Source organism: Enterovibrio litoreus (genome assembly GCF_045679545.1).
In the GTDB taxonomy this organism is placed as follows: Bacteria; Pseudomonadota; Gammaproteobacteria; order Enterobacterales; family Vibrionaceae; genus Enterovibrio.
Map to the genome: position 1 here is coordinate 1,753,366 of NZ_CP166194.1, position 19,961 is coordinate 1,773,326.

Annotated in this window: 18 protein-coding genes and 4 tRNA genes; 14 read left to right on the top strand and 8 right to left on the bottom strand. The window is 47.4% G+C overall.

Going from position 1 to position 19,961, the window contains the following annotated elements:
• Nucleotides 1–5: 5 nt before the first annotated feature.
• The 7 genes from pheS to AB8599_RS07695 all read right to left on the bottom strand — a co-directional run bounded on the left by pheS (nucleotide 6) and on the right by AB8599_RS07695 (nucleotide 6,896).
• On the bottom strand, nucleotides 6–989 hold the full coding sequence (gene pheS, locus AB8599_RS07665; RefSeq protein ID WP_407333150.1) for a phenylalanine--tRNA ligase subunit alpha: 984 nt from the start codon (nucleotides 987–989) through the stop codon (nucleotides 6–8).
• A gap of 411 nt (nucleotides 990–1,400) precedes the next feature.
• A complete protein-coding gene (gene rplT / locus AB8599_RS07670; protein WP_016962081.1) occupies nucleotides 1,401–1,754 on the bottom strand; it encodes a 50S ribosomal protein L20 in 354 nt (117 codons plus the stop codon).
• Between the two features lie 41 nt (nucleotides 1,755–1,795).
• Nucleotides 1,796–1,990 (bottom strand): 50S ribosomal protein L35, encoded by a 195-nt coding sequence (rpmI, locus tag AB8599_RS07675; RefSeq protein ID WP_017010327.1) that lies wholly within the window; start codon nucleotides 1,988–1,990, stop codon nucleotides 1,796–1,798.
• A gap of 101 nt (nucleotides 1,991–2,091) precedes the next feature.
• Nucleotides 2,092–2,640, bottom strand: coding sequence for a translation initiation factor IF-3 (gene infC, locus AB8599_RS07680; protein WP_407333198.1), 549 nt, complete (start codon nucleotides 2,638–2,640; stop codon nucleotides 2,092–2,094).
• Between the two features lie 3 nt (nucleotides 2,641–2,643).
• The gene (gene thrS, locus AB8599_RS07685) at nucleotides 2,644–4,572 is read right to left on the bottom strand and encodes a threonine--tRNA ligase (protein ID WP_407333151.1); all 1,929 of its coding nucleotides are present in this window, start codon (nucleotides 4,570–4,572) and stop codon (nucleotides 2,644–2,646) included.
• A gap of 303 nt (nucleotides 4,573–4,875) precedes the next feature.
• On the bottom strand, nucleotides 4,876–5,334 hold the full coding sequence (locus AB8599_RS07690; protein ID WP_407330318.1) for an RNA methyltransferase: 459 nt from the start codon (nucleotides 5,332–5,334) through the stop codon (nucleotides 4,876–4,878).
• Nucleotides 5,335–5,687: 353 nt separating this feature from the next.
• A complete protein-coding gene (locus AB8599_RS07695) occupies nucleotides 5,688–6,896 on the bottom strand; it encodes a glycerophosphodiester phosphodiesterase family protein (protein WP_407330320.1) in 1,209 nt (402 codons plus the stop codon).
• Between the two features lie 276 nt (nucleotides 6,897–7,172).
• On the opposite strand from AB8599_RS07695, the gene hutC reads away from it, so the two are divergent.
• The 8 genes from hutC (at nucleotide 7,173) to AB8599_RS07735 (ending at nucleotide 15,807) form a co-directional block, all read left to right on the top strand.
• Nucleotides 7,173–7,880 (top strand): histidine utilization repressor, encoded by a 708-nt coding sequence (gene hutC, locus AB8599_RS07700; protein WP_407330321.1) that lies wholly within the window; start codon nucleotides 7,173–7,175, stop codon nucleotides 7,878–7,880.
• A 167-nt stretch (nucleotides 7,881–8,047) separates the two neighbouring features.
• Complete coding sequence (gene hutI / locus AB8599_RS07705; protein WP_407330322.1) at nucleotides 8,048–9,259, top strand: imidazolonepropionase; 1,212 nt, start codon at nucleotides 8,048–8,050, stop codon at nucleotides 9,257–9,259.
• Entirely contained in the window at nucleotides 9,249–10,256 is a 1,008-nt protein-coding gene (hutG, locus tag AB8599_RS07710; RefSeq protein WP_407330323.1) for a formimidoylglutamase, read from the top strand. Before hutI ends, hutG begins: the two co-directional genes overlap by 11 nt.
• A complete protein-coding gene (gene hutU, locus AB8599_RS07715; RefSeq protein ID WP_407330324.1) occupies nucleotides 10,253–11,947 on the top strand; it encodes a urocanate hydratase in 1,695 nt (564 codons plus the stop codon). Before hutG ends, hutU begins: the two co-directional genes overlap by 4 nt.
• Before the next feature lie 9 nt (nucleotides 11,948–11,956).
• Nucleotides 11,957–13,492 (top strand): histidine ammonia-lyase, encoded by a 1,536-nt coding sequence (hutH, locus tag AB8599_RS07720; protein ID WP_407330325.1) that lies wholly within the window; start codon nucleotides 11,957–11,959, stop codon nucleotides 13,490–13,492.
• Nucleotides 13,493–13,670: 178 nt separating this feature from the next.
• Complete coding sequence (locus tag AB8599_RS07725; RefSeq protein ID WP_407330326.1) at nucleotides 13,671–14,534, top strand: fructosamine kinase family protein; 864 nt, start codon at nucleotides 13,671–13,673, stop codon at nucleotides 14,532–14,534.
• Between the two features lie 96 nt (nucleotides 14,535–14,630).
• Nucleotides 14,631–15,284 (top strand): hexitol phosphatase HxpB, encoded by a 654-nt coding sequence (hxpB, locus tag AB8599_RS07730; RefSeq protein ID WP_407330327.1) that lies wholly within the window; start codon nucleotides 14,631–14,633, stop codon nucleotides 15,282–15,284.
• A gap of 319 nt (nucleotides 15,285–15,603) precedes the next feature.
• Nucleotides 15,604–15,807: a CPXCG motif-containing cysteine-rich protein gene (locus AB8599_RS07735; RefSeq protein WP_407330328.1), complete on the top strand. Its 204-nt coding sequence runs from the start codon at nucleotides 15,604–15,606 to the stop codon at nucleotides 15,805–15,807.
• Between the two features lie 89 nt (nucleotides 15,808–15,896).
• On the opposite strand, the gene AB8599_RS07740 is transcribed toward AB8599_RS07735, so the two are convergent.
• Nucleotides 15,897–16,505, bottom strand: a complete 609-nt coding sequence (locus tag AB8599_RS07740; protein ID WP_407330329.1) for a riboflavin synthase subunit alpha — start codon at nucleotides 16,503–16,505, stop codon at nucleotides 15,897–15,899.
• A 258-nt stretch (nucleotides 16,506–16,763) separates the two neighbouring features.
• On the opposite strand from AB8599_RS07740, the gene AB8599_RS07745 reads away from it, so the two are divergent.
• The 6 genes from AB8599_RS07745 to AB8599_RS07770 all read left to right on the top strand — a co-directional run bounded on the left by AB8599_RS07745 (nucleotide 16,764) and on the right by AB8599_RS07770 (nucleotide 19,890).
• On the top strand, nucleotides 16,764–18,134 hold the full coding sequence (locus AB8599_RS07745) for an MATE family efflux transporter (RefSeq protein ID WP_407330330.1): 1,371 nt from the start codon (nucleotides 16,764–16,766) through the stop codon (nucleotides 18,132–18,134).
• A 133-nt stretch (nucleotides 18,135–18,267) separates the two neighbouring features.
• On the top strand, nucleotides 18,268–19,290 hold the full coding sequence (locus tag AB8599_RS07750; protein ID WP_407330331.1) for a DUF3080 domain-containing protein: 1,023 nt from the start codon (nucleotides 18,268–18,270) through the stop codon (nucleotides 19,288–19,290).
• Between the two features lie 189 nt (nucleotides 19,291–19,479).
• Nucleotides 19,480–19,556: transfer RNA gene (locus tag AB8599_RS07755), tRNA-Val, on the top strand.
• Nucleotides 19,557–19,579: 23 nt separating this feature from the next.
• Nucleotides 19,580–19,656, top strand: a tRNA-Val gene (locus AB8599_RS07760).
• Between the two features lie 32 nt (nucleotides 19,657–19,688).
• Nucleotides 19,689–19,765, top strand: a tRNA-Val gene (locus tag AB8599_RS07765).
• 49 nt (nucleotides 19,766–19,814) lie between these two features.
• A tRNA-Val gene (locus tag AB8599_RS07770) sits at nucleotides 19,815–19,890 on the top strand.
• Nucleotides 19,891–19,961 lie beyond the last annotated feature (71 nt).

Below are 19,961 nucleotides of genomic sequence, written 5' to 3' on the forward strand. Positions count from 1 at the left end.
AATGCTTACTTGAATTGTTTCAGAAAACGCAAATCGTTCTCGAAGAACGCACGCAGGTCATTCACGCCGTAACGCAGCATGGTTAGACGCTCTACACCCATACCGAAGGCAAAGCCTGAGTATTTCTCTGGGTCAATGTTTACTGCGCGAAGTACGTTCGGATGAACCATACCGCAACCAAGGATTTCCAACCATTTGCCGTCTTTACGACGAACATCCACTTCCGCTGAAGGTTCAGTGAATGGGAAGTAAGAAGGACGGAAACGGACTTCAAGATCTTCTTCAAAGAAGTTACACAGGAAGTCATGAAGGATGCCTTTTAGCTGCGCAAAGTTAACATTTTCGTCAACCAGCATACCTTCAACTTGGTGGAACATTGGCGTGTGCGTTTGGTCGTAATCATTGCGGTAAACACGGCCAGGTGCGATGAAACGCAACGGTGGCTGGCTTTCTTCCATGGTGCGGATCTGAACGCCTGAAGTGTGCGTACGAAGCATCAGATCTGGGTTAAAGAAGAAGGTGTCATGGTCAGTACGTGCTGGATGATCTTCTGCAATGTTCAGCGCATCGAAGTTATGGAATGCATCTTCGATTTCAGGGCCAGTTTTTACATCAAAGCCCAAATCACCAAAGAAGCTTTCAATGCGTTCGATAGTGCGAGTAACCGGGTGAATACCGCCATTCTCAATACGACGACCAGGCAGGGTCACATCAATAGATTCCGCCGCAAGCTTCGCCTCTAGCTCAGCACTTTCTAGCGCATTCTTGCGCTCTGAAATTGCCTGCTGAACAGCTTGCTTCGCTTTGTTAATGCTTGCGCCCGCTTCACGGCGTTCTTCGTGTGGCAGTTTGCCTAGAGACTGAAGCTGCAATGTCAGCTCACCCTTCTTACCCAGGTACTTTACGCGTACCTCATCCAGAATCGCAACAGAGTCAGCCGCTTCAATGGCTGCTGTTGCGTTGGATAGAATCTCGTCTAGTTGTTGCATCGTTTCCTCATCCACCCAATGGGGGCAGTGTCCTAAGGGGAGTAAAAGATATACCAATTCTCGTAACAAAATGCGTTTCTTCAATGCAAATTAGCACCAATCGATTTTGCTCTGAGAATTGGTATAAACGTAACGGTACATAGTAAATAAACCGTGAACTAAAGCCAAACTGAAAGTGACCTCAAGTGCCTGTCATGCCTAATTCATCACCAGATTTAACGCCGAATTGCGTAAATCGCGAAGAGCATGGGCTTTTCTTGAAAAGAGAAGGCTAAATTATCAGTATCAGAGCGCGATAAATATCATCAAAGGAAGAGAGTAAGCAGCAAAAAGAAAATGAAGCTTGGCAAATTTCAGGCGTAAAAAAGGGGAGCCGAGGCTCCCCTTTCTTGCAAAATCTATTCTGTAAAATTACAGAGCAGCTTTCGCTTTCTCAACAAGTACAGAGAAAGTAGCTTTGTCGAATACTGCGATATCAGCAAGGATCTTACGATCGATTTCGATAGACGCTTTCTTCAGACCGTTGATGAAACGGCTGTAAGACATACCATTTTGACGAGCAGCAGCATTGATACGTGCAATCCACAGTTGACGGAATTGACGTTTCTTCTGACGACGGTCACGGTAAGCGTATTGACCAGCTTTGGTAACTGCTTGGAAAGCTACGCGGTAAACACGTGAACGTGCACCGTAGTAACCTTTAGCTTGTTTTAGAACTTTCTTGTGACGTGCACGAGCTTGTACACCACGTTTTACGCGAGCCATGGACTCTCTCCTAAACTAAATCGTTAATAAACTAAGAAAAATTATGCGTATGGAAGCATACGAACAACTGCAGCAACTTCGCACTTAGGCAGAATTGCATTTGGACGCAGTTGACGTTTGTTCTTAGTAGTACGCTTAGTCAGGATGTGACGTTTTGTCGCGTGCTTGAACTTGAAGCCGCCAGCAGTTTTCTTGAAACGCTTAGCTGCACCTTTGTTTGATTTCATCTTAGGCATGATGAATTAACTCCGCATTGTTGCGTTAATAACAATGTAATCCGGCGAACAAAGAGGCTATGCCCGAAGGCATAGCCTCTTACGTTACTTGTATGCCGAAATTACTTCTTTTTAGGGGCAAGAACCATGATCATTTGACGACCTTCGATTCGCGTTGGGAAGCTTTCTACCAAACAAATTTCAGCAGTGTCTTCTTTCAAGCGATTCAAAACGTCAACACCGATTTCTTGGTGCGCCATTTCGCGACCACGGAATCGGATTGTAACCTTGACCTTGTTACCCTCTTCAATAAAGCGAACCAGGTTGCGTAGTTTTACCTGATAGTCGCCAATATCGGTACCAGGACGGAATTTGATTTCCTTAACCTGAATAACCTTCTGTTTTTTCTTCTGCTCTTTCGTAGCCTTGCTCTTTTCGTAAATGAACTTACCGTAGTCCATCACGCGACAGACAGGTGGTTCGGCATTAGGGCTAATTTCGACCAGATCTACACCTGCATCTTGAGCAGCTGCTAGAGCATCCTCGATTGATACTACGCCAACGGCTTCGCCGTCTAGGCCTGTCAAACGAACTTCACTTACGCCGCGAATTTCGTCATTCAATCGATGAGCATTTTGTTTAACTGGGACTTTTCTTGTTGCGCCTTTAATACCTTATTCCTCCAAAATATTGAGCGTTCGGGTACGAACTTCGTTCTCGAGCAGAGAAATGAATTCGTCAATTTTATATTTACCCAAATCTTTACCTTTGCGTGTACGTACCGCGATTTCACCGGCTTCCATTTCTTGGTCACCGCAAACCAACATATAAGGTACGCGCTTCAAAGTGTGTTCACGGATTTTAAAACCAATCTTCTCGTTTCTCAAGTCCGCTGACGCTCTAAAACCTGCTTTTTGCAGTTTTTTCGCTACTTCCTGAACATAATCAGCCTGATTGTCAGTGATATTCATGACAACCGCTTGCTGAGGAGCCAGCCATACCGGGAAATGACCCGCGTATTCTTCAATCAAAATGCCAATGAAGCGTTCCAGAGAACCCAAAATCGCACGGTGAATCATGACTGGGGTATGGCGTTCGTTGTCTTCACCAACGTACGTTGCGCCCAAACGCTCAGGCAGAGCAAAATCGAGCTGAACAGTACCACACTGCCATGCGCGATCCAAACAATCATGCAAAGTAAATTCAATTTTAGGACCATAGAAAGCACCTTCGCCCTCTAAAATCTCAAATTTGATGTCCATTGACTCAAGTGCTTCAGCCAATGCCTTCTCTGCACGGTCCCACATTTCATCAGAACCAACGCGCTGTTCAGGACGTGTAGACAGTTTTACAACAATCTCATCAAAACCGAATGTTTTGTATGTGTCGTAAACCATCGAGATGCAAGACGTAACTTCTTCTTGAACTTGGTTTGGCGTACAGAAGATGTGTGCATCATCCTGAGTGAAGCCACGAACGCGCATCAGACCGTGCAATGCACCTGATGGCTCGTTACGGTGACAGCTACCAAACTCAGCCATACGCAGCGGCAAATCACGGTATGACTTAAGACCTTGGTTAAAGATCTGTACGTGACCTGGGCAGTTCATCGGCTTCAGTGCATATTCACGGCTTTCTGATTGCGTAGTGAACATGTAGTCAGCGTATTTGTCCCAGTGACCAGAGCGTTCCCAAAGAACGCGATCCATGATCAGCGGGCCTTTAACTTCTTGGTATTCATATTCGGTCAGTTTTTCACGAACGAACATTTCCAGTTCACGGAAAACAGTCCAACCATTGTGGTGCCAGAACACCATACCCGGCGCTTCTTGCTGCATGTGGTACAGATCAAGTTGCTTACCTAGTTTACGGTGGTCACGTTTTGCCGCTTCTTCAAGACGAACAAGGTGTGCTTTTAATTCTTTCTTGTCGTAAAACGCGGTGCCGTAGATACGTTGCAGCATCTTGTTGTCGCTGTTACCACGCCAGTAAGCACCAGCAACGTTCAAGATTTTGAAGTTTTGGCAGAAGCTCATGTTCGGCACGTGCGGACCGCGGCACATGTCGATGTATTCTTCATGGTGGTAAAGTCCCGGGCGATCGTCACGAGCAACGTTCTCGTCCAGAATTTCAATTTTGTAAGTCTCGCCGCGTGACTCAAACGTATCACGCGCTTCCTGCCAGCTCACATTCTTCTTAACGACCTGATATTTGGTTTTTGCCAACTCTTTCATGCGTTTTTCAATCGCATCAAGGTCTTCTTGGGTCAACGAGCGATCCAAGTCAAGGTCATAGTAGAAGCCGCTGTCGATGGTCGGACCGATCGCCATTTTTGCATCAGGGAAAAGTTGCTTGATCGCATGACCCAGCAAGTGTGCACAAGAGTGACGAATAATTTCGAGACCGTCTGCGTCTTTCGCTGTGATGATTTCTAGCTTAGCGTCGTGTTCAATCAAATCACACGCATCAACACGATTTCCGTCAACACGACCAGCGATACAAGCTTTAGCAAGACCAGGGCCGATGTCGAAAGCCACATCATAAGTAGAAACCGGGTTGTCAAAAGAACGTTGACTACCGTCAGGAAGAGTAATTACAGGCATTTGAATATCCTATTTACAGTGGTGTTACACACGAAGTAACACTTGTTTTAGTTATTGGCGTCTTAACTCGAGGAGTATTGAATAGACGTCTTAGAGAGTGCTTCATCCGGTGCCCATTTAAATACCAATCAAAACGGGCGCACCTGAAGCGAGACGCGATTGTAACCGCGCCCCTGCCCGTGATCAATTCGTATCAATACACAATTGTGTCAAATCAACAAATCACCACGGTTTTTCATTGTGTTGGATACACTGATGTTTCCGACTTATACCTAAGCAACGTCAATACGCAGGTATGTGATGTTATAGATGCCCAGAGAAGTTCGTGCCCTTAGCCATGCGGTCATAAAGGATGACATTGACGCAAGCGGCCAGGTTCATACAGCCATTCGTTGGAATGTAGATGGTTTCCGCACAAAACTCGGTGATCTCTTTCTTAAGCGAATTGTCTTCTGGGCCAAAGATGTAAAACGCACGAGCAGGATGCTTATAGGTTGGAAGCGGCTTAGCCCCTTCTACCAATTCAACGGCAATAGGAATGCAGCCAACTGGCACAACAGATTTAAGGTCATCAACGCCAATAAGCGGTGTATCTAACACTCTGTTTTTCGTATCGGTACAAAACTTTGCAGCCCTGTCATAACGGGTGCCGGTGTAAAACACGGAATTCACACCGTAACAGCCAGCAGCACGCATAACAGAACCGACATTTTCGGGAGATTTTGGGTTTACTAACCCGATACAGCTGTAACCTTGTTTCATTTTTCCAATAACGCCAAAATTTAAATTGGCGACATTCTACATGATTTGTACCTTGTCCTCGCTGCTAGCAAAACTTTTTCGGAAAAAACATTCTTGTTAACTGGAAGGTACACGTTCCATACCGATATTTTCAGATGGTCTTTTTCATGAAAAATCGCGGGTATTAAAAGGAAAATAAGCAATGAAACTGTCAGAAATTGATTCGCAGTGATTTGATATGGAGAGAAAAAATTCAGATCAAAGTGATCCAAAAGCCCAAATGGTGGCGTAAATAGGTTTGATGTTGCAATGCTGTAGTTCAGGCCTCATTGGTACTCGCCACGAGGCCTGCTTTTTATCAAAGATTCATGGATTCATGGATTCATGCAGTTTGCATAGAAGGTTGTCGTTGCTGGCCAGTCAGAGAACACACCTACCACCCCAACATCCTGCGCCAATACGTCGAGCAATGTCATGACATCACCGTCGTTATTGATCACGTCTTTCACTGATTGGTAATACCATCCGCCACCATTGCCAAGATGACCAGAACGCTCCAACGTCCAAGTAATAATGCCTAACCCTGCTGCTTTAGCATGTTTGGCGTAATCAGATGGCACTATATTTCCCTTGTTATCGACAGTGACCAGCGCATAAAGCGGTGGAGCAATATATTCCACGCCTCTGTCTTTCAGCGCAGCCATATCTTTTAAAGACGGTTTCCAGCTTTCATCATCATACATACGCGAATCTAAATAGACTGCCTGCTGACCAAACTCAGGCTCATTCGCCACCCAGTGCTTCACATCTTCCATGTTGAAAGATTGCGGGTAAACATCCGACGCTTTCACACCCGCCGCTTTGTATTCATCCACCATTTTTTGTGCATAGTCTTGCTGCGTAAACCCGTCATAAGGCATCGCTACCTTGGCTTCTTTCAATTCAGGCGTCATTTTTACACCTAATTCTTTTAGCAGCGCGATACTCTCAGCATGCGTCATCAAGGTGCCACGACTGGCATAAAGGTCTGTGCGAAAATCTGCCGTGCCTTTCATATACTCTTCTGGTGTTGTCGCCATCGGATTCGCACCATCCATTTTTCCTTTCAGCCGTTTAAATTCGGCGAGTGTGAAATCTGAGGTGCGGCATTCTGCTGTCGCTTTCTCACCGGTTTCAGGGTTTGCCGGCGTGAATGGTATGGTGCATTTTTCAGCGAGATCTGGATGAGTTAGAACGTCCGTCGTGGTATGCAGATCGTTTTGAGAATGACGACATACCAGCTGCTTGTCTTTAGTAAAAGTCACATCACACTCTATGATGCCCGCGCCCATTTGCGCTGCAGCAACATATGACTCTTTCGTATGCTCAGGAAACTGGAGAGATGCACCTCGATGGCCAATAGAGAATGCGGTTGTTTTTGGCGTCTTGTTCAAACAAGAAGAAAGTTTTTCCTTTAACGCGCCTTCATCCATGTCGGCAACCAAATAGGCAGGCCTTGGTCCAAGGGTAACTCCGCTTGCGGCCATGACGCCGCCCGCAGCGAATATCGAAAAAAGAACACCAAGCCTGATGATATTGTTCATGTTTTGCTCCGTTAAATGAAAGTGCGGTATCTCTATCTACCTGAGTAACAATAGTCGAATGACAATAACCGAACAGCATTCTGTACAAGCAATATGACTGAATAGAGACAATATTCTTAACGTTTAATGGCAATGACCATACTGTCTTCAAATCGCGACTGCATGGTTTAACATTGCTTCATCTCCCAATCCCAACGGTAAGCAGAGACCCCAACCTTGATTTTCACACACAAGTCATACACCATTATTTGTATATACGAATAGTCAGGGATTTTTATGGCCAAGTCGCCGCGCTTTAAGCAAATTCAAGCGTACCTTCAGAAGAAAATTGATTCCCGAGAGTGGCCTGTGGGTACGCGAATTCCAACAGAAGCCGAATTGTGCGAGCAGTTTTCAGTCAGTCGCATGACAGTGAACAAAGCGGTTAGAGATCTCGTGAACGAAGGTTGGCTTGAGCGAACCCCCAGACTAGGCACGTTTGTTTGTCAGAAAAAAGCCGAAAGCCCATTGATGGATATTCGTAACATTGCTGACGAAATTCGCGAACGCGGTCAACGCTACCACAGCGAAATTATCTCTCTGCAAGCCATTAACTCTCCTGAAGATGTGGCCATGCGCTTAGGGATGATGCTCGGTACCGAAGTCTTCAAAAGTGAAATCGTTCATTTCGCCGACGAGGTACCCGTTCAGATGGAAATTCGCTGGGTCAATCCGGTGCATGCACCGGATTATTTAAAACAAGATTTTTCAACCATTACACCCAATCAGTACCTGGTTACACGGTGTCCATTGAGCACTATCGAACACACAGTGGAAGCCATCCTACCGCCAGCCAATGTGGCTTCATTGCTAAAAATGCAAAGTGATCAGCCCTGTCTTTTGCTCCACCGCCGAACATGGAGCTCATCTCAACTGATTAGTGCTGCACTGCTCTATCACCCAGGCGATCGATACAAACTCAGTGCACGCGCCATGCTTGATTAATACCCACTTATTGAAAGCAATAACAAGCTGACAAATATCTCAAAACACAACCACTGGCCACTTAAATTTACACCTTTGATCACAATCGTGTAACACAGCATCTTGCACTTGGTAATTTAATTGTCTATACATTTGTATAGACATTTTAATCTCAGGTGCAGCATTCCATGAAAACCCTGTTTACTGACTGCCGCGTCGTCAGCATGCAAACCGATGTCACTGAGCAGTTCGGTTATCAAGTCCAAGAAAGCATGATGATGTCGGTAGAAGATGGCGTTATCACGGGTCTAGGTTCGTCACTCAACACAGACGGCTTCACCGTCGTGTCTCTCGAAAACCGTCTCGTCACGCCCGGTCTGATTGATTGTCACACTCATTTGGTTTTCGCTGGCAATCGCGCCAATGAATTTGAACAGCGCCTAAATGGCATTTCCTATCAGCAAATCGCTCAGCAAGGTGGTGGCATACTTGCGACCGTGCAAGCGACTCGTCAAGCCAGTCTTGAAACCCTCGTGCAACTCGCTCTGCCCCGTGCCAAAGCTCTAATTCGTGACGGTGTCACTACCGTTGAAATCAAGAGTGGCTATGGCCTCACGGTCAATGACGAACTCAAAATGCTTCGCGCTGCGAAAAGGGTAGGACGAGAAGCAAACATCCACGTTTCAACAACGCTACTGGGCGCACATGCCCTTCCACCTGAATTTGCAGGTAGAAGCGACGATTATGTCAGCCTTGTCTGTAATGAAATGATCCCCGCGGTCGTCGAAGAGAATCTCGCGGATGCCGTAGATGTTTTCTGTGAAGGGATTGCTTTTAACAAGCAGCAAATGGAACGCGTATTCGAGACAGCGCTCTCTCATGGTTTGAACATAAAAGGCCATACCGAGCAACTGTCAAATATTGGCGGTGGCGAGAGCGCAGCCCATATGGGTGCCCTTTCTGTTGACCATATTGAATTCATTGATTTACGTGGCGTGGAAGCCCTCGCGGCTAACAACACGGTGGCGACTTTGCTGCCCGGCGCTTTCTATTTTCTTAGAGAGACCCAAAAGCCACCGGTTGATCTGCTGCGAAAAAACCGAGTTCCTATGGCTATCGCCACTGATTTCAACCCCGGCACATCTCCGTTTTTGAGCTTGCCACTGATGATGAACATGGCGTCTACCCTCTTCGGCCTCACACCTAAGGAGACCTTGTATGGCGTGACTCGACATGCCGCTCAAGCGATGGGTTTGAAAAATAAAGGGCAACTTAGCGTCGGATTTGATGCCGATTTTGCTGTGTGGGATGTGTCTTCGCCTGCAGAGCTGAGCTATCAAATTGGGTTATCTCCACTTCACGCACGCTATTTGAATGGAGTCAAAGCCAATGACCATTGATATGTCGCTTTGGCAGGGGCGAATCGATCTCGAAGATGGCGAAGCCGGCGCACGCCTCCACCAAAAAATTCAATCGGCTGACAACGCAATAGAGCCGGGCGTTATGTTGGTGGGTTTTGCCTGCGACGAAGGCGTTTCACGCAATAAAGGCCGTGTCGGTGCATACGCAGCACCTGATGAAATACGCAAAATGCTAGCAAACATGCCATGGCATCATTCGCATCCAGTCTATGACAAGGGCAACACGTCGTGTGACGACCAAGATCTCGCTAAGTCGCAAAAACAGCTCGCCGCGCAAGTGAGTGATGCCTTAGAACACCATCACCTCCCTATCGTGTTAGGCGGTGGACATGAAGTGGCGTGGGGAACATACCAAGGTCTCGCTCAACACCTTACGTCAAAAGGTAAAGAAGCCGCACCACGTGTTGGCATCATCAATTTCGATGCGCATTTCGATCTGCGTGTTCCATCGGGTCAAAGTGCACAGGGCAGCTCAGGTACGCCGTTTTCACAAATCGCCGATTATTGCCAACACCAAGGCTGGCCATTTCATTACGCCTGCGTGGGTGTCAGCCGATCAAGTAACACCCAGGCTCTATTTGATAAAGCCTATGCCCTGTCCGTTCTCACCATTGAAGATACTGACATTAGCGCTGAGTCTCTGCCCCTTGTCAGAGAACAACTGCAAGGTTTTATGTCCAACGTAGATCTGCTTTATCTCACTATCGATATTGATGTTTTCCCTGCATCAACTGCACCCGGTGTAAGTGCACCTGCTGTGCATGGTGTGTCCTACGCACTGGTTGAAGCACTTATTCGCGACATTCTGGCGGCGAAGAACGCCGATGGAAAGACGAAGCTAACTGTCGCAGACGTTGCGGAACTGAATCCGCACTACGACATTGATAGCCATACCGCTCGCCTTGCTGCACGTCTGGTTTGGACGATAGCAAAAAGCCTTTCTGATTCAACCCATTCTCAAGGAGTGATGAAATGAACGACCCACGTCTGGATCTTTCTCGAACCATTAAAGCCCCCACAGGTTCAACCTTAACCGCCAAATCGTGGTTAACCGAAGCACCACTAAGAATGTTGATGAACAACCTTCATCCAGACGTTGCTGAACATCCCCATGCTTTAGTGGTTTACGGTGGTATTGGGCGCGCTGCGAGAAACTGGCAGTGCTACGACAAAATCGTTGAAGTACTGACGCGACTTGAAGACGACCAGACCTTGTTGGTGCAATCGGGTAAACCCGTCGGCGTGTTCCCTACTCACAAAGACGCTCCGCGTGTGTTGATTGCCAACTCCAATTTGGTTCCGCACTGGGCAAACTGGGAGCATTTCAATGAGCTCGATAAGCAAGGGTTGGCCATGTACGGCCAAATGACCGCGGGAAGCTGGATCTACATTGGCTCACAAGGCATTGTTCAAGGCACGTACGAAACTTTCGTCGCTGTGGCGAAAAAGCATTTTGGTGGTGAAGCAAAAAGTCGCTGGGTACTGACGGGCGGATTAGGTGGCATGGGTGGCGCACAACCTCTTGCCGCAACCATGGCCGGTTTTGCGATGATCGCGGTTGATTGCGATGAAAGCCGTATCGACTATCGCCTACGAACCGGATATGTCGACAAAAAAGCCATCAATCTTGATGATGCCTTAGCCCTACTTCAACAATCGCTCGACGACAACACACCAATCTCGATTGGTTTACTAGGCAATGCCGCTGACATCTTTGCGGAACTCGTAGAACGAGGAATTACACCGGATGTCGTCACCGACCAAACCTCAGCTCATGATCCTCTCAACGGCTACCTGCCGAAAGGCTGGACCATGGAATATGCCGCCGAACAGCGTAAAATCGATGAGGCAGGCGTGGTTGATGCCGCTAAATCTTCGATGGCTGAGCAAGTCAAAGCCATGCTGACATTGCAAGAACGCGGTGCAGCAACACTCGATTACGGTAACAATATCCGTCAGATGGCGCTGGAAAAAGGTGTAGAGAACGCGTTCGATTTCCCCGGATTTGTGCCTGCCTACATTCGCCCATTGTTCTGCCAAGGCATTGGCCCATTCCGCTGGGTCGCACTGTCTGGCGACCCCGAAGACATCTATAAGACCGATCAAAAAGTCAAAGAGTTGATCCCAGATAACCCACACCTTCATCAGTGGCTAGACATGGCACGAGAACGCATTCAGTTCCAAGGCTTGCCTGCTCGTATCTGCTGGGTTGGCTTAAAAGATCGCGCTCGTCTTGGTCTGGCTTTTAATGAAATGGTCAAAAATGGCGAGTTGAAAGCCCCCATCGTTATTGGTCGAGATCACCTTGATTCTGGCTCAGTCGCCAGTCCAAACCGCGAAACCGAAGGCATGTTAGATGGTTCAGACGCCGTGTCAGATTGGCCACTCCTGAACGCGCTTTTAAACACCGCCTCTGGCGCAACTTGGGTGTCACTTCATCACGGTGGTGGCGTGGGAATGGGATTCTCACAACACTCTGGTGTCGTCATTGTGTGTGACGGTACAGAGGACGCCGCAAAACGCGTTGGACGCGTGTTGCATAACGACCCCGCAACCGGCGTGATGCGCCATGCAGACGCAGGCTATGGCATTGCGATCAACTGCGCCAAAGAACAGCAACTGGATTTGCCATTGCTTGATGTCCCTAATGTGCCCGTGACGAAGTAAGGAATCACCATGTATCAACTAACACTAACCCCGGGCGAACTCACCCTAACGCAGCTTCGTGCGGTCAGCCGTCAAAACGTACAACTTTCTTTTGCAAAGGGCGTAAAAGAAGACATGCAACCGAGCATTGATACTGTTGCCAGTGTGCTGTCTGAAGGTCGTGTAGTTTACGGTATTAATACCGGTTTTGGCTTACTGGCCAACACACGCATTAATGCCGAAGATTTGGAAACTTTACAACGCTCTATCGTGCTTTCACACGCCGCTGGCATTGGCGCGTTTATGGATGACAACACTGTGCGACTCATGATGGTGTTGAAAATCAACAGCCTAGCTCGTGGTTTTTCGGGTATTCGCTTTTCTGTCGTAGAAGCACTGGCAACACTGATTAACGCTGATGTTTACCCGTGTATTCCCAAAAAAGGGTCGGTCGGTGCCTCTGGCGATCTCGCCCCACTGGCTCACATGAGCACGGTACTTCTGGGTGAAGGACAAGCAAGACACAAAGGCGAGTTCATTTCTGGCGCCGTAGCACTAAAAATAGCGGGGTTAGAGCCTATCACCCTTGGGCCAAAAGAAGGTCTGGCCCTGCTCAATGGCACGCAAGCCTCAACGGCATTTGCGCTTGAAGGTCTGTTTGCAGCAGAAGATCTGTATGCATCCGCCACAGCGTGTGGTGCGTTGTCAGTAGAAGCCGCGTTAGGTAGCCGCCGACCGTTTGATCCTCGCATTCATCGCGTACGCGGGCATCGCAGTCAAATTGACGCCGCCGCGGCTTATCGTCACCTATTAGAAAACGGCAGCGAAATTGGTGACAGCCACACGGGTTGTGAAAAAGTGCAAGACCCCTATTCTCTGCGTTGCCAGCCACAAGTGATGGGCGCTTGCTTACAGCAGATCCGCAACTCTGCCGACATACTAGAAATTGAAGCGAATTCAGTGTCAGATAACCCATTGGTGTTTAGCGACGATGGAGACATCATTTCGGGCGGCAATTTTCATGCAGAACCTGTTGCTATGGCGGCTGACAACCTTGCGTTAGCCATTGCAGAAATTGGCAGCTTATCTGAACGTCGTATGGCGCTACTGATAGACAGTGGTCTGAGTAAGCTTCCTCCATTTTTAGTCGACAATGGCGGCGTGAACAGCGGCTTCATGATCGCGCAAGTGACAGCAGCTGCATTGGCTAGCGAAAATAAAACACTGGCACATCCTGCATCAGTCGACAGTTTACCGACATCGGCAAACCAAGAAGATCACGTATCCATGGCAACGTTTGCTGGGCGTCGGCTTACAGAGATGGCAGAAAACACCCGCGGTATTCTGGCGGTGGAGTTACTCGCAGCTTGCCAAGGTTTGGATTTTCGCGCCCCGCTAAAAAGCACGTCGCGCCTTGAGCAAATCAAAGCAGAACTCAGAAGCCACGTCAGCTTCTATGATAAAGATCGCTATTTTGCCCCAGATATCGAAAGTGCCAATAATCACCTCAAAGATGCCAGTCACAACAAGTTCATGCCAGCACAGCTACTGCCCAGCATTCGCTGAATAGAAGGATTGATCTGAATCATCACCGAAGCTTTTACTCTCCAAGCTTCGGTGATTTTTTGCACAAAAACGGAATATCAGTCATAGAATGTCGAGTTTGCCACACTTCACTCTCGCCATATTGCGCTACTATTCTGTTATCAAACTAAATTTGCTTGCCTAACGCAGAGGTATTCCTATGTGGCATTCGCTTTCTGTTCAGCTTTCACTCGCCCTTGGGCAGCAGTTTGAAGTCGAAGAAAAAATGCCCATTGATGGCGGCGATATTAATGAGTGTTACGCCATCAGCAGTGGCGAAATTCGCTTCTTTGTTAAAATCAATTCCCGCGAAAACCTGTCAGTGTATGAAGCAGAGGCTGAGAGCCTGCGCCATCTGGCTAATAGTGGTGAAGTCTCTGTTCCACAAGTTGTCTACATTGGCGTGATCAAAGAAAAATCAGTATTGGTGCTCGATTACTTGCCCATGAAACCGCTGAATGACGAAAACGCTTATTTGCTTGGCAAAGATATGGCGCGATTACATCAATGGGGTGAGCAACTTGAATACGGCTTTGATATTGATAATTTCATTGGTACGACTGAACAAAGAAACAACTGGCATCGTAAATGGGCCAACTTCTTTGCCGATCACCGCATTGGATTACAACTCAAGTTGGCAGAAGAACGCGGCATGTTGTTCGGGGATGTTGAAACCATCGTTGAAGCAGTGAAAGAACGCCTTGCCGGGCATCAGCCAAAAGCGAGCCTGCTTCATGGTGATTTCTGGAAAGGCAATGCTTCAACAACGGTCAACGGACCTGTTGTATTTGACCCCGCTTGCTATTGGGGCGATCGCGAAGTCGATGTGGCCACTACTTATCTTTTTGGTGGTTTCCCGCAAGACTTCTACCGAGGTTACAACGAAGTTTTCCCACTTGATGAAGGCTTTGATCAGCGCAAAGACATCTACAACCTTTATCACATGATCAATCACTGTTTAATGTTTGGCGGACACTACCTCGAAGAAACAGAGGCATTAATCAATGAACTGGGGTTAAACTGATTTGCGAGTCGAATCAACTTGAATTAGATTGAGGGCGCACTGGTGCCCTTTTCTTTTTTGTGCGCCTTTTCTTTCGCCTGACAGATGATATTTCCTATGATTCAAGCAGCAATTTTTGATATGGATGGCCTGATCGTCAACTCAGAGCCATTTTGGCAAGACGCGCAATTAGCAATACTGCGTGATGAGCTTGGGATACAACTCACTCGACAAGACACGATCGACACGACGGGTATTCGCATCGACCAAATCGTTAAACACTATTTTGAAACACAAGGCTGGCAAGGCCCATCGTGTGAGCAAGTGTGTGACATGATTTTGGATAAAGTGATTGAGCTGGTCGCTATTCACAAGCCGATCATGCCAGGTGTCCTTCATGCCCTTGAGCTTTGCAAAGCTGCCAATCTGCGCATTGCACTCGCGTCATCCTCCCCACTTCGATTGATTCAGACCACACTTCGCGCATTGGAGCTGGAAGATTGGTTTGAACAATGTCATTCCGCTGAGTATTTGAAATACGGTAAACCTCATCCAGAGGTATATCTCAATGCTGCAGAAGGATTAGGGATCGCCCCTGAGCATTGCGTGGCGCTTGAAGATTCTTTCGCAGGTTTATTGGCTGCCAAGTCTGCACAAATGCGAGCCATTGTTGTGCCAGAGCATGCAGTTGCTGACCAAGCGCGCTGGGTTATCAGTGACGTCAAACTTGCGTCGCTTAACGAATTAACCGGCAAAATGTTGACGCCATAACGCAAAATAGGGCGTAATTTTCTTCAAAATTACGCCCTTGTTTCATCCATTCTCTGAATCCCGATCCCAATTCGACATACCCGCACACACCTAGCAACGTTTAGTTACGTAACCCATAGCAACCAGAAATTAATTTCGAACAAACACATTATGCAAATGAATGCTTTAGCGGAAATTCTGGTCTCGGGTCATAGTTTGACCTTATTTCACTGAGCAAAGATTCTTCATTTCTTAGAATGGGAACACATGAATGGTTCAGGAAACAGCTACCTTTTCACCATCATGTTGAAGAGCTCGCAGTTCAGATAGGGAGTTGGACATGCAAAATTATACTGAGAGAGGGATCGACTGTCCGCATTGTGGACATAAGATTCGCATTACATTAGATACAAGCGGCGGCGACCAAGAGTTTTACGACGATTGCCCAGCCTGCTGCAATGCTATCCACCTTAATCTGCAGATCGATACGCAGCATAAGACAATCAACTTATTTGTCGACGCGGATGACGAGCAAATTTTTTAAATTGGCCACTTAAAATACATTACGCAAAAAAGCCAGCACTCGCTGGCTTTTTAACGCTCAATACAAACTAAAATTAATCAGTGACAATGCTAGCCACGGGCAGCCAAAACTCGCTCTACCGTATCCACGACGGCCTGGGTTTGCGGGTCGACTTCGATGTTCACCTTGTCTCCCACCTTACGCCACCCCATATTCGTGCGAAGCATGGTTTCAGGGATTAAATTGACGCAGAAACGATGCTCTCTCACCTCTCCTACCGTCAAGCTAATACCATCAATGCCGATATAGCCTTTATCGAACACATACTTGGTAATGTGCTTAGGAAGATCGATCCAAACTTGTCGATTGTTCTCGGTATCTATCACTTCTGAAACCTGTGCCGTACACATGATGTGCCCCGACATGGAATGCCCGCCGATTTCATCGCCAAATTTCGCCGCTCTTTCTACATTAATCTTGTCACCTTCGGCCAAGGTACCGAGATTAGTCAGGTTTAACGTCGCCTGCATCAAATCAAACCACACCAAGTCGCCTTCGACTTTGGTGGCAGTCAGACAGCAACCGTTATGCGCGACCGAAGCGCCGAGCGACAACCCCTCCAATAGCGCTTCAGTAAAACGCAAAGCATGGCTTTGAAAGTCTTTCTTTTTTTCAATGTGAACCACTTCAACCGTAGCCTGAACGATGCCCGTAAACATTATTGTTCCCTTTTATCAGTAAAAACACGTCTCTATGTCTTTCAAAACGATAGTCAGTGCCAGCGTATCGGTATAGACGAGTATCAGAGATGATAAATATAAAATACTTTAAACAACAGCTTACGCTAATGTCACTGCCTTGAGTCAACATCATATCCAAATATGTAGTAGTTTTTCCGTAGTATCGATTGTCCCTAGCCGTTCCAGACGTATAATGCGCTGACTTTTTTCTGCCTCTTTTCTATTTCGGAGTTATGGGTGCAAAACTATCGCCTAGAAGCCAAATCCATCATTAAGTTGGGGATCCCTGTATTTATCGCGCAACTTGCGCAGACCTCAATGGGGTTCGTTGACACAGTAATGGCGGGTGGCGTAAGCGCCACTGACATGGCTGCGGTTGCCGTTGCATCCAGTATTTGGCTGCCCTCGATCCTCTTTGGCATTGGCATTTTACTCGCAATGGTGCCAATCATTGCGCAGCTTCATGGCTCTGGTCGTCAAAGTAAAATTCCGTTCCAAGTGCAGCAAGGCATCTACATGGCATTGATGATGTCTGTGCCAATTATCTTAGTGCTGATTAATGCGGGTCATATCGTTAACTATATGGACGTAGAACCGGCACTGGCTGAAAAAACCATTGGCTACCTGCATGCCATTAGTTGGGCTGTGCCTGCGTTCTTATTGTTTCAAGCACTACGCAACCTTGCTGAAGGTATGTCACTCACGGTTCCAGCAATGGTGATTGGCTTTATTGGCCTCGCTGCCAACGTTCCCCTTAATTGGATCTTTGTTTACGGCAAATTTGGCGCACCTGAAATGGGTGGTGTCGGCTGTGGTGTCGCCACGGCCATTGTGTACTGGCTTATGCTGGCCGCAATGCTTATCTACATCAAAATCAACAAGCGCCTCAACCGCGTTGAAGCGTTCAATGGATTTTCCAAGCCTGACGTTCCAGCGCTTTGGCGTATCTTCAAAATGGGCTTACCGGTTGCGGCTGCTATTTTCTTTGAAGTGACCTTGTTCGCTGTCGTCGCACTGCTGATTGCCCCTTTGGGTTCAACCGTGGTTGCCGCTCACCAAGTGGCCATTAACTTCTCTTCGATGGTGTTCATGTTGCCAATGAGCTTGGCAACAGCAGTGAGCATTCGTGTTAGCCATCAACTAGGCGAGCGCTCAATCGAGGGGGCAGCACGAGCCGCCAAACTGGGCATCTTGATTGGGTTTAGCACTGCTGTTATCACCGCTGCGCTGACTGTGTTGTTGCGCGAGCCTATTATTCATCTCTATACTAAGAATCCAGAGGTTGTCGCTATTGCAGCAAATCTGATGTTGTTAGCGGCAGTTTACCAATGCACTGATGCCATCCAAGTGGTCGCTGCAGGTGCATTACGAGGCTACAAAGACATGCGTGCCATCTTCGAGCGAACATTCATTGCCTACTGGATCCTTGGTGTTCCTATGGGCTACATCTTGGGTATGACAGACTGGATTGTTGAACCCATGGGTGCATACGGTTTTTGGATAGGCATTATCATTGGCTTAACGTCTGCCGCTATCATGCTGGGAATGCGCTTGCATTGGATTCGCAAGCAGCCTGAATCGTTCCAATTGGCGATGGCCGAGAAATAACCTCACGACCTATAGACCATTCAAATCCCGACGCTTAGTCGGGATTTTTCATTCTGCACCACGATTTTCGATCCCGCTTTTCATATACTTCGTAAACATTGATAGTGATTTGAAATATTGGACTTCTACTGGTTTGAAAATCTCACTCCTTTTAGTGAATACTTTGCTTGTTGCCACCTTGAGCGGTTGCTTTGGCACAGATCCGGCAGTGGAAAACTTCTCCGACTATCAACAACGACTCGCCAATGTACTCGATACTGAACCACTTCCTCTGCATGACGCCGTTGTGATTGCACTTCCCAGAAAACGAGAGCTTGCTCTACCCGTTGAAGATGTTCGAATGGGATTGCTCGATGCCTATGAACTAAGAGAATGCGGTTTGTTTCAACTTGTCGCAGACAGGAACTCGATTCTTGGCAAGGTGCAGGATGCGTTTCGCCAATTGGACTATGAAGTGAAACTGCTCAGTACGTTAGAACGTTGTTTGGATTTGATTGAAGACCCGACTCTCACTGTAACATTAAAAGACGTTCAGGCGCAGAAGCAACGTCAAATAAACACTGTCTATTGGAATACCTTTACAACCAGCGAGGCGTGGCGAAAACAACTCGCTCCGTCCGGTTCCGCAATGGTCTCCCCTGACGCACCACTTCCCCATAGTGATGCATTGCTAGCCATTGGGGCTTTCTCCAAGGTATTACACTCGCCCCCAGCGGATATCGATATCATTGCGATGCAAGAGCCCATCGAAAAACAGCGCTATCTCGGTGCGTTATTTTATTCTATGGATGAAAGCACACGATGGCTAAACACCATTACACAACAACTCGAGCGTGATGATGGCAGAGTGATCTGCGGAGAGAACCGCGACAAAACACGACTCAATTACCTTCGAAATGTTTTTGATAAATTTTTTGTTGGTGACGTGCAGCCCTATCTCGCAAAAATAAACGGACTTTATCTTGATGTTCAGCCTGCTCTTGAAGCGTTAAATAGACAACTGCCTGGCACTTCTGCGTTTTTGCCCTACGGCGAAGCTTATCTTGGTGGCGCTCATTATCAAGATTTTCAGCAATCCATCAAAAATCACGTCGGCTATTGGCAAAGCCTTTTCAAACGCTGTCAGCTAGAAGTGGGCAATACGTTGAAAAAATAGACTGAACCTTACTTCCCTGAAACCAATTACTTGAGCTTTCGTGCACACAGAGGCATCAATTTGTTCACCAAATCGTCAAACGAACGCAGAAGCACAAAAAAGTCAGGTTTTACGCTTGCGTGCGTTACTCCTACTCGCTAATATTCACCCCGCTTTCACGGAAAGCTTCGCTGAAGTTCAGCACGGTATGCGTCTATAGCTCAGTTGGTTAGAGTACTGCCTTGACATGGCAGGGGTCGGCAGTTCGAGTCTGCCTAGACGCACCAAGCTTTTCATAAGAAAAAGTAATGCGCCCGTAGCTCAGTTGGTTAGAGTATCGCCTTGACATGGCGGGGGTCGGCAGTTCGAGTCTGCCCGGGCGCACCATTCCTTCCCTAACCAGGATGGAATCAGAATTTGGGTCTATAGCTCAGTTGGTTAGAGTACTGCCTTGACATGGCAGGGGTCGGCAGTTCGAGTCTGCCTAGACCCACCAAATTCCAATAATCGCACTCTCTTTTAGAGAATCCCAATCGCGATTATTCGGGCGATTAGCTCAGTTGGGAGAGCACCTCCCTTACAAGGAGGGGGTCACTGGTTCGAGCCCGGTATCGCCCACCACTTTCGTAAGAAGTAAAAAAGCCTGCTCATTGAGCAGGCTTTTTTACTTCTTCCTCCCGCAATCAAGCCCT

Coding starts and splice junctions, on each gene's coding strand:
- rplT (WP_016962081.1), bottom strand. CDS start 1,754: ATGGCTCGCGTAAAACGTGGTGTACAAGCTCGTGCACGTCACAAGAAA.
- hutG (WP_407330323.1), top strand. CDS start 9,249: ATGACCATTGATATGTCGCTTTGGCAGGGGCGAATCGATCTCGAAGAT.
- AB8599_RS07735 (WP_407330328.1), top strand. CDS start 15,604: ATGCAAAATTATACTGAGAGAGGGATCGACTGTCCGCATTGTGGACAT.
- hutU (WP_407330324.1), top strand. CDS start 10,253: ATGAACGACCCACGTCTGGATCTTTCTCGAACCATTAAAGCCCCCACA.
- AB8599_RS07695 (WP_407330320.1), bottom strand. CDS start 6,896: ATGAACAATATCATCAGGCTTGGTGTTCTTTTTTCGATATTCGCTGCG.
- hutH (WP_407330325.1), top strand. CDS start 11,957: ATGTATCAACTAACACTAACCCCGGGCGAACTCACCCTAACGCAGCTT.
- thrS (WP_407333151.1), bottom strand. CDS start 4,572: ATGCCTGTAATTACTCTTCCTGACGGTAGTCAACGTTCTTTTGACAAC.
- rpmI (WP_017010327.1), bottom strand. CDS start 1,990: ATGCCTAAGATGAAATCAAACAAAGGTGCAGCTAAGCGTTTCAAGAAA.
- AB8599_RS07725 (WP_407330326.1), top strand. CDS start 13,671: ATGTGGCATTCGCTTTCTGTTCAGCTTTCACTCGCCCTTGGGCAGCAG.
- hutC (WP_407330321.1), top strand. CDS start 7,173: ATGGCCAAGTCGCCGCGCTTTAAGCAAATTCAAGCGTACCTTCAGAAG.
- hutI (WP_407330322.1), top strand. CDS start 8,048: ATGAAAACCCTGTTTACTGACTGCCGCGTCGTCAGCATGCAAACCGAT.
- hxpB (WP_407330327.1), top strand. CDS start 14,631: ATGATTCAAGCAGCAATTTTTGATATGGATGGCCTGATCGTCAACTCA.
- AB8599_RS07690 (WP_407330318.1), bottom strand. CDS start 5,334: ATGAAACAAGGTTACAGCTGTATCGGGTTAGTAAACCCAAAATCTCCC.
- pheS (WP_407333150.1), bottom strand. CDS start 989: ATGCAACAACTAGACGAGATTCTATCCAACGCAACAGCAGCCATTGAA.
- AB8599_RS07740 (WP_407330329.1), bottom strand. CDS start 16,505: ATGTTTACGGGCATCGTTCAGGCTACGGTTGAAGTGGTTCACATTGAA.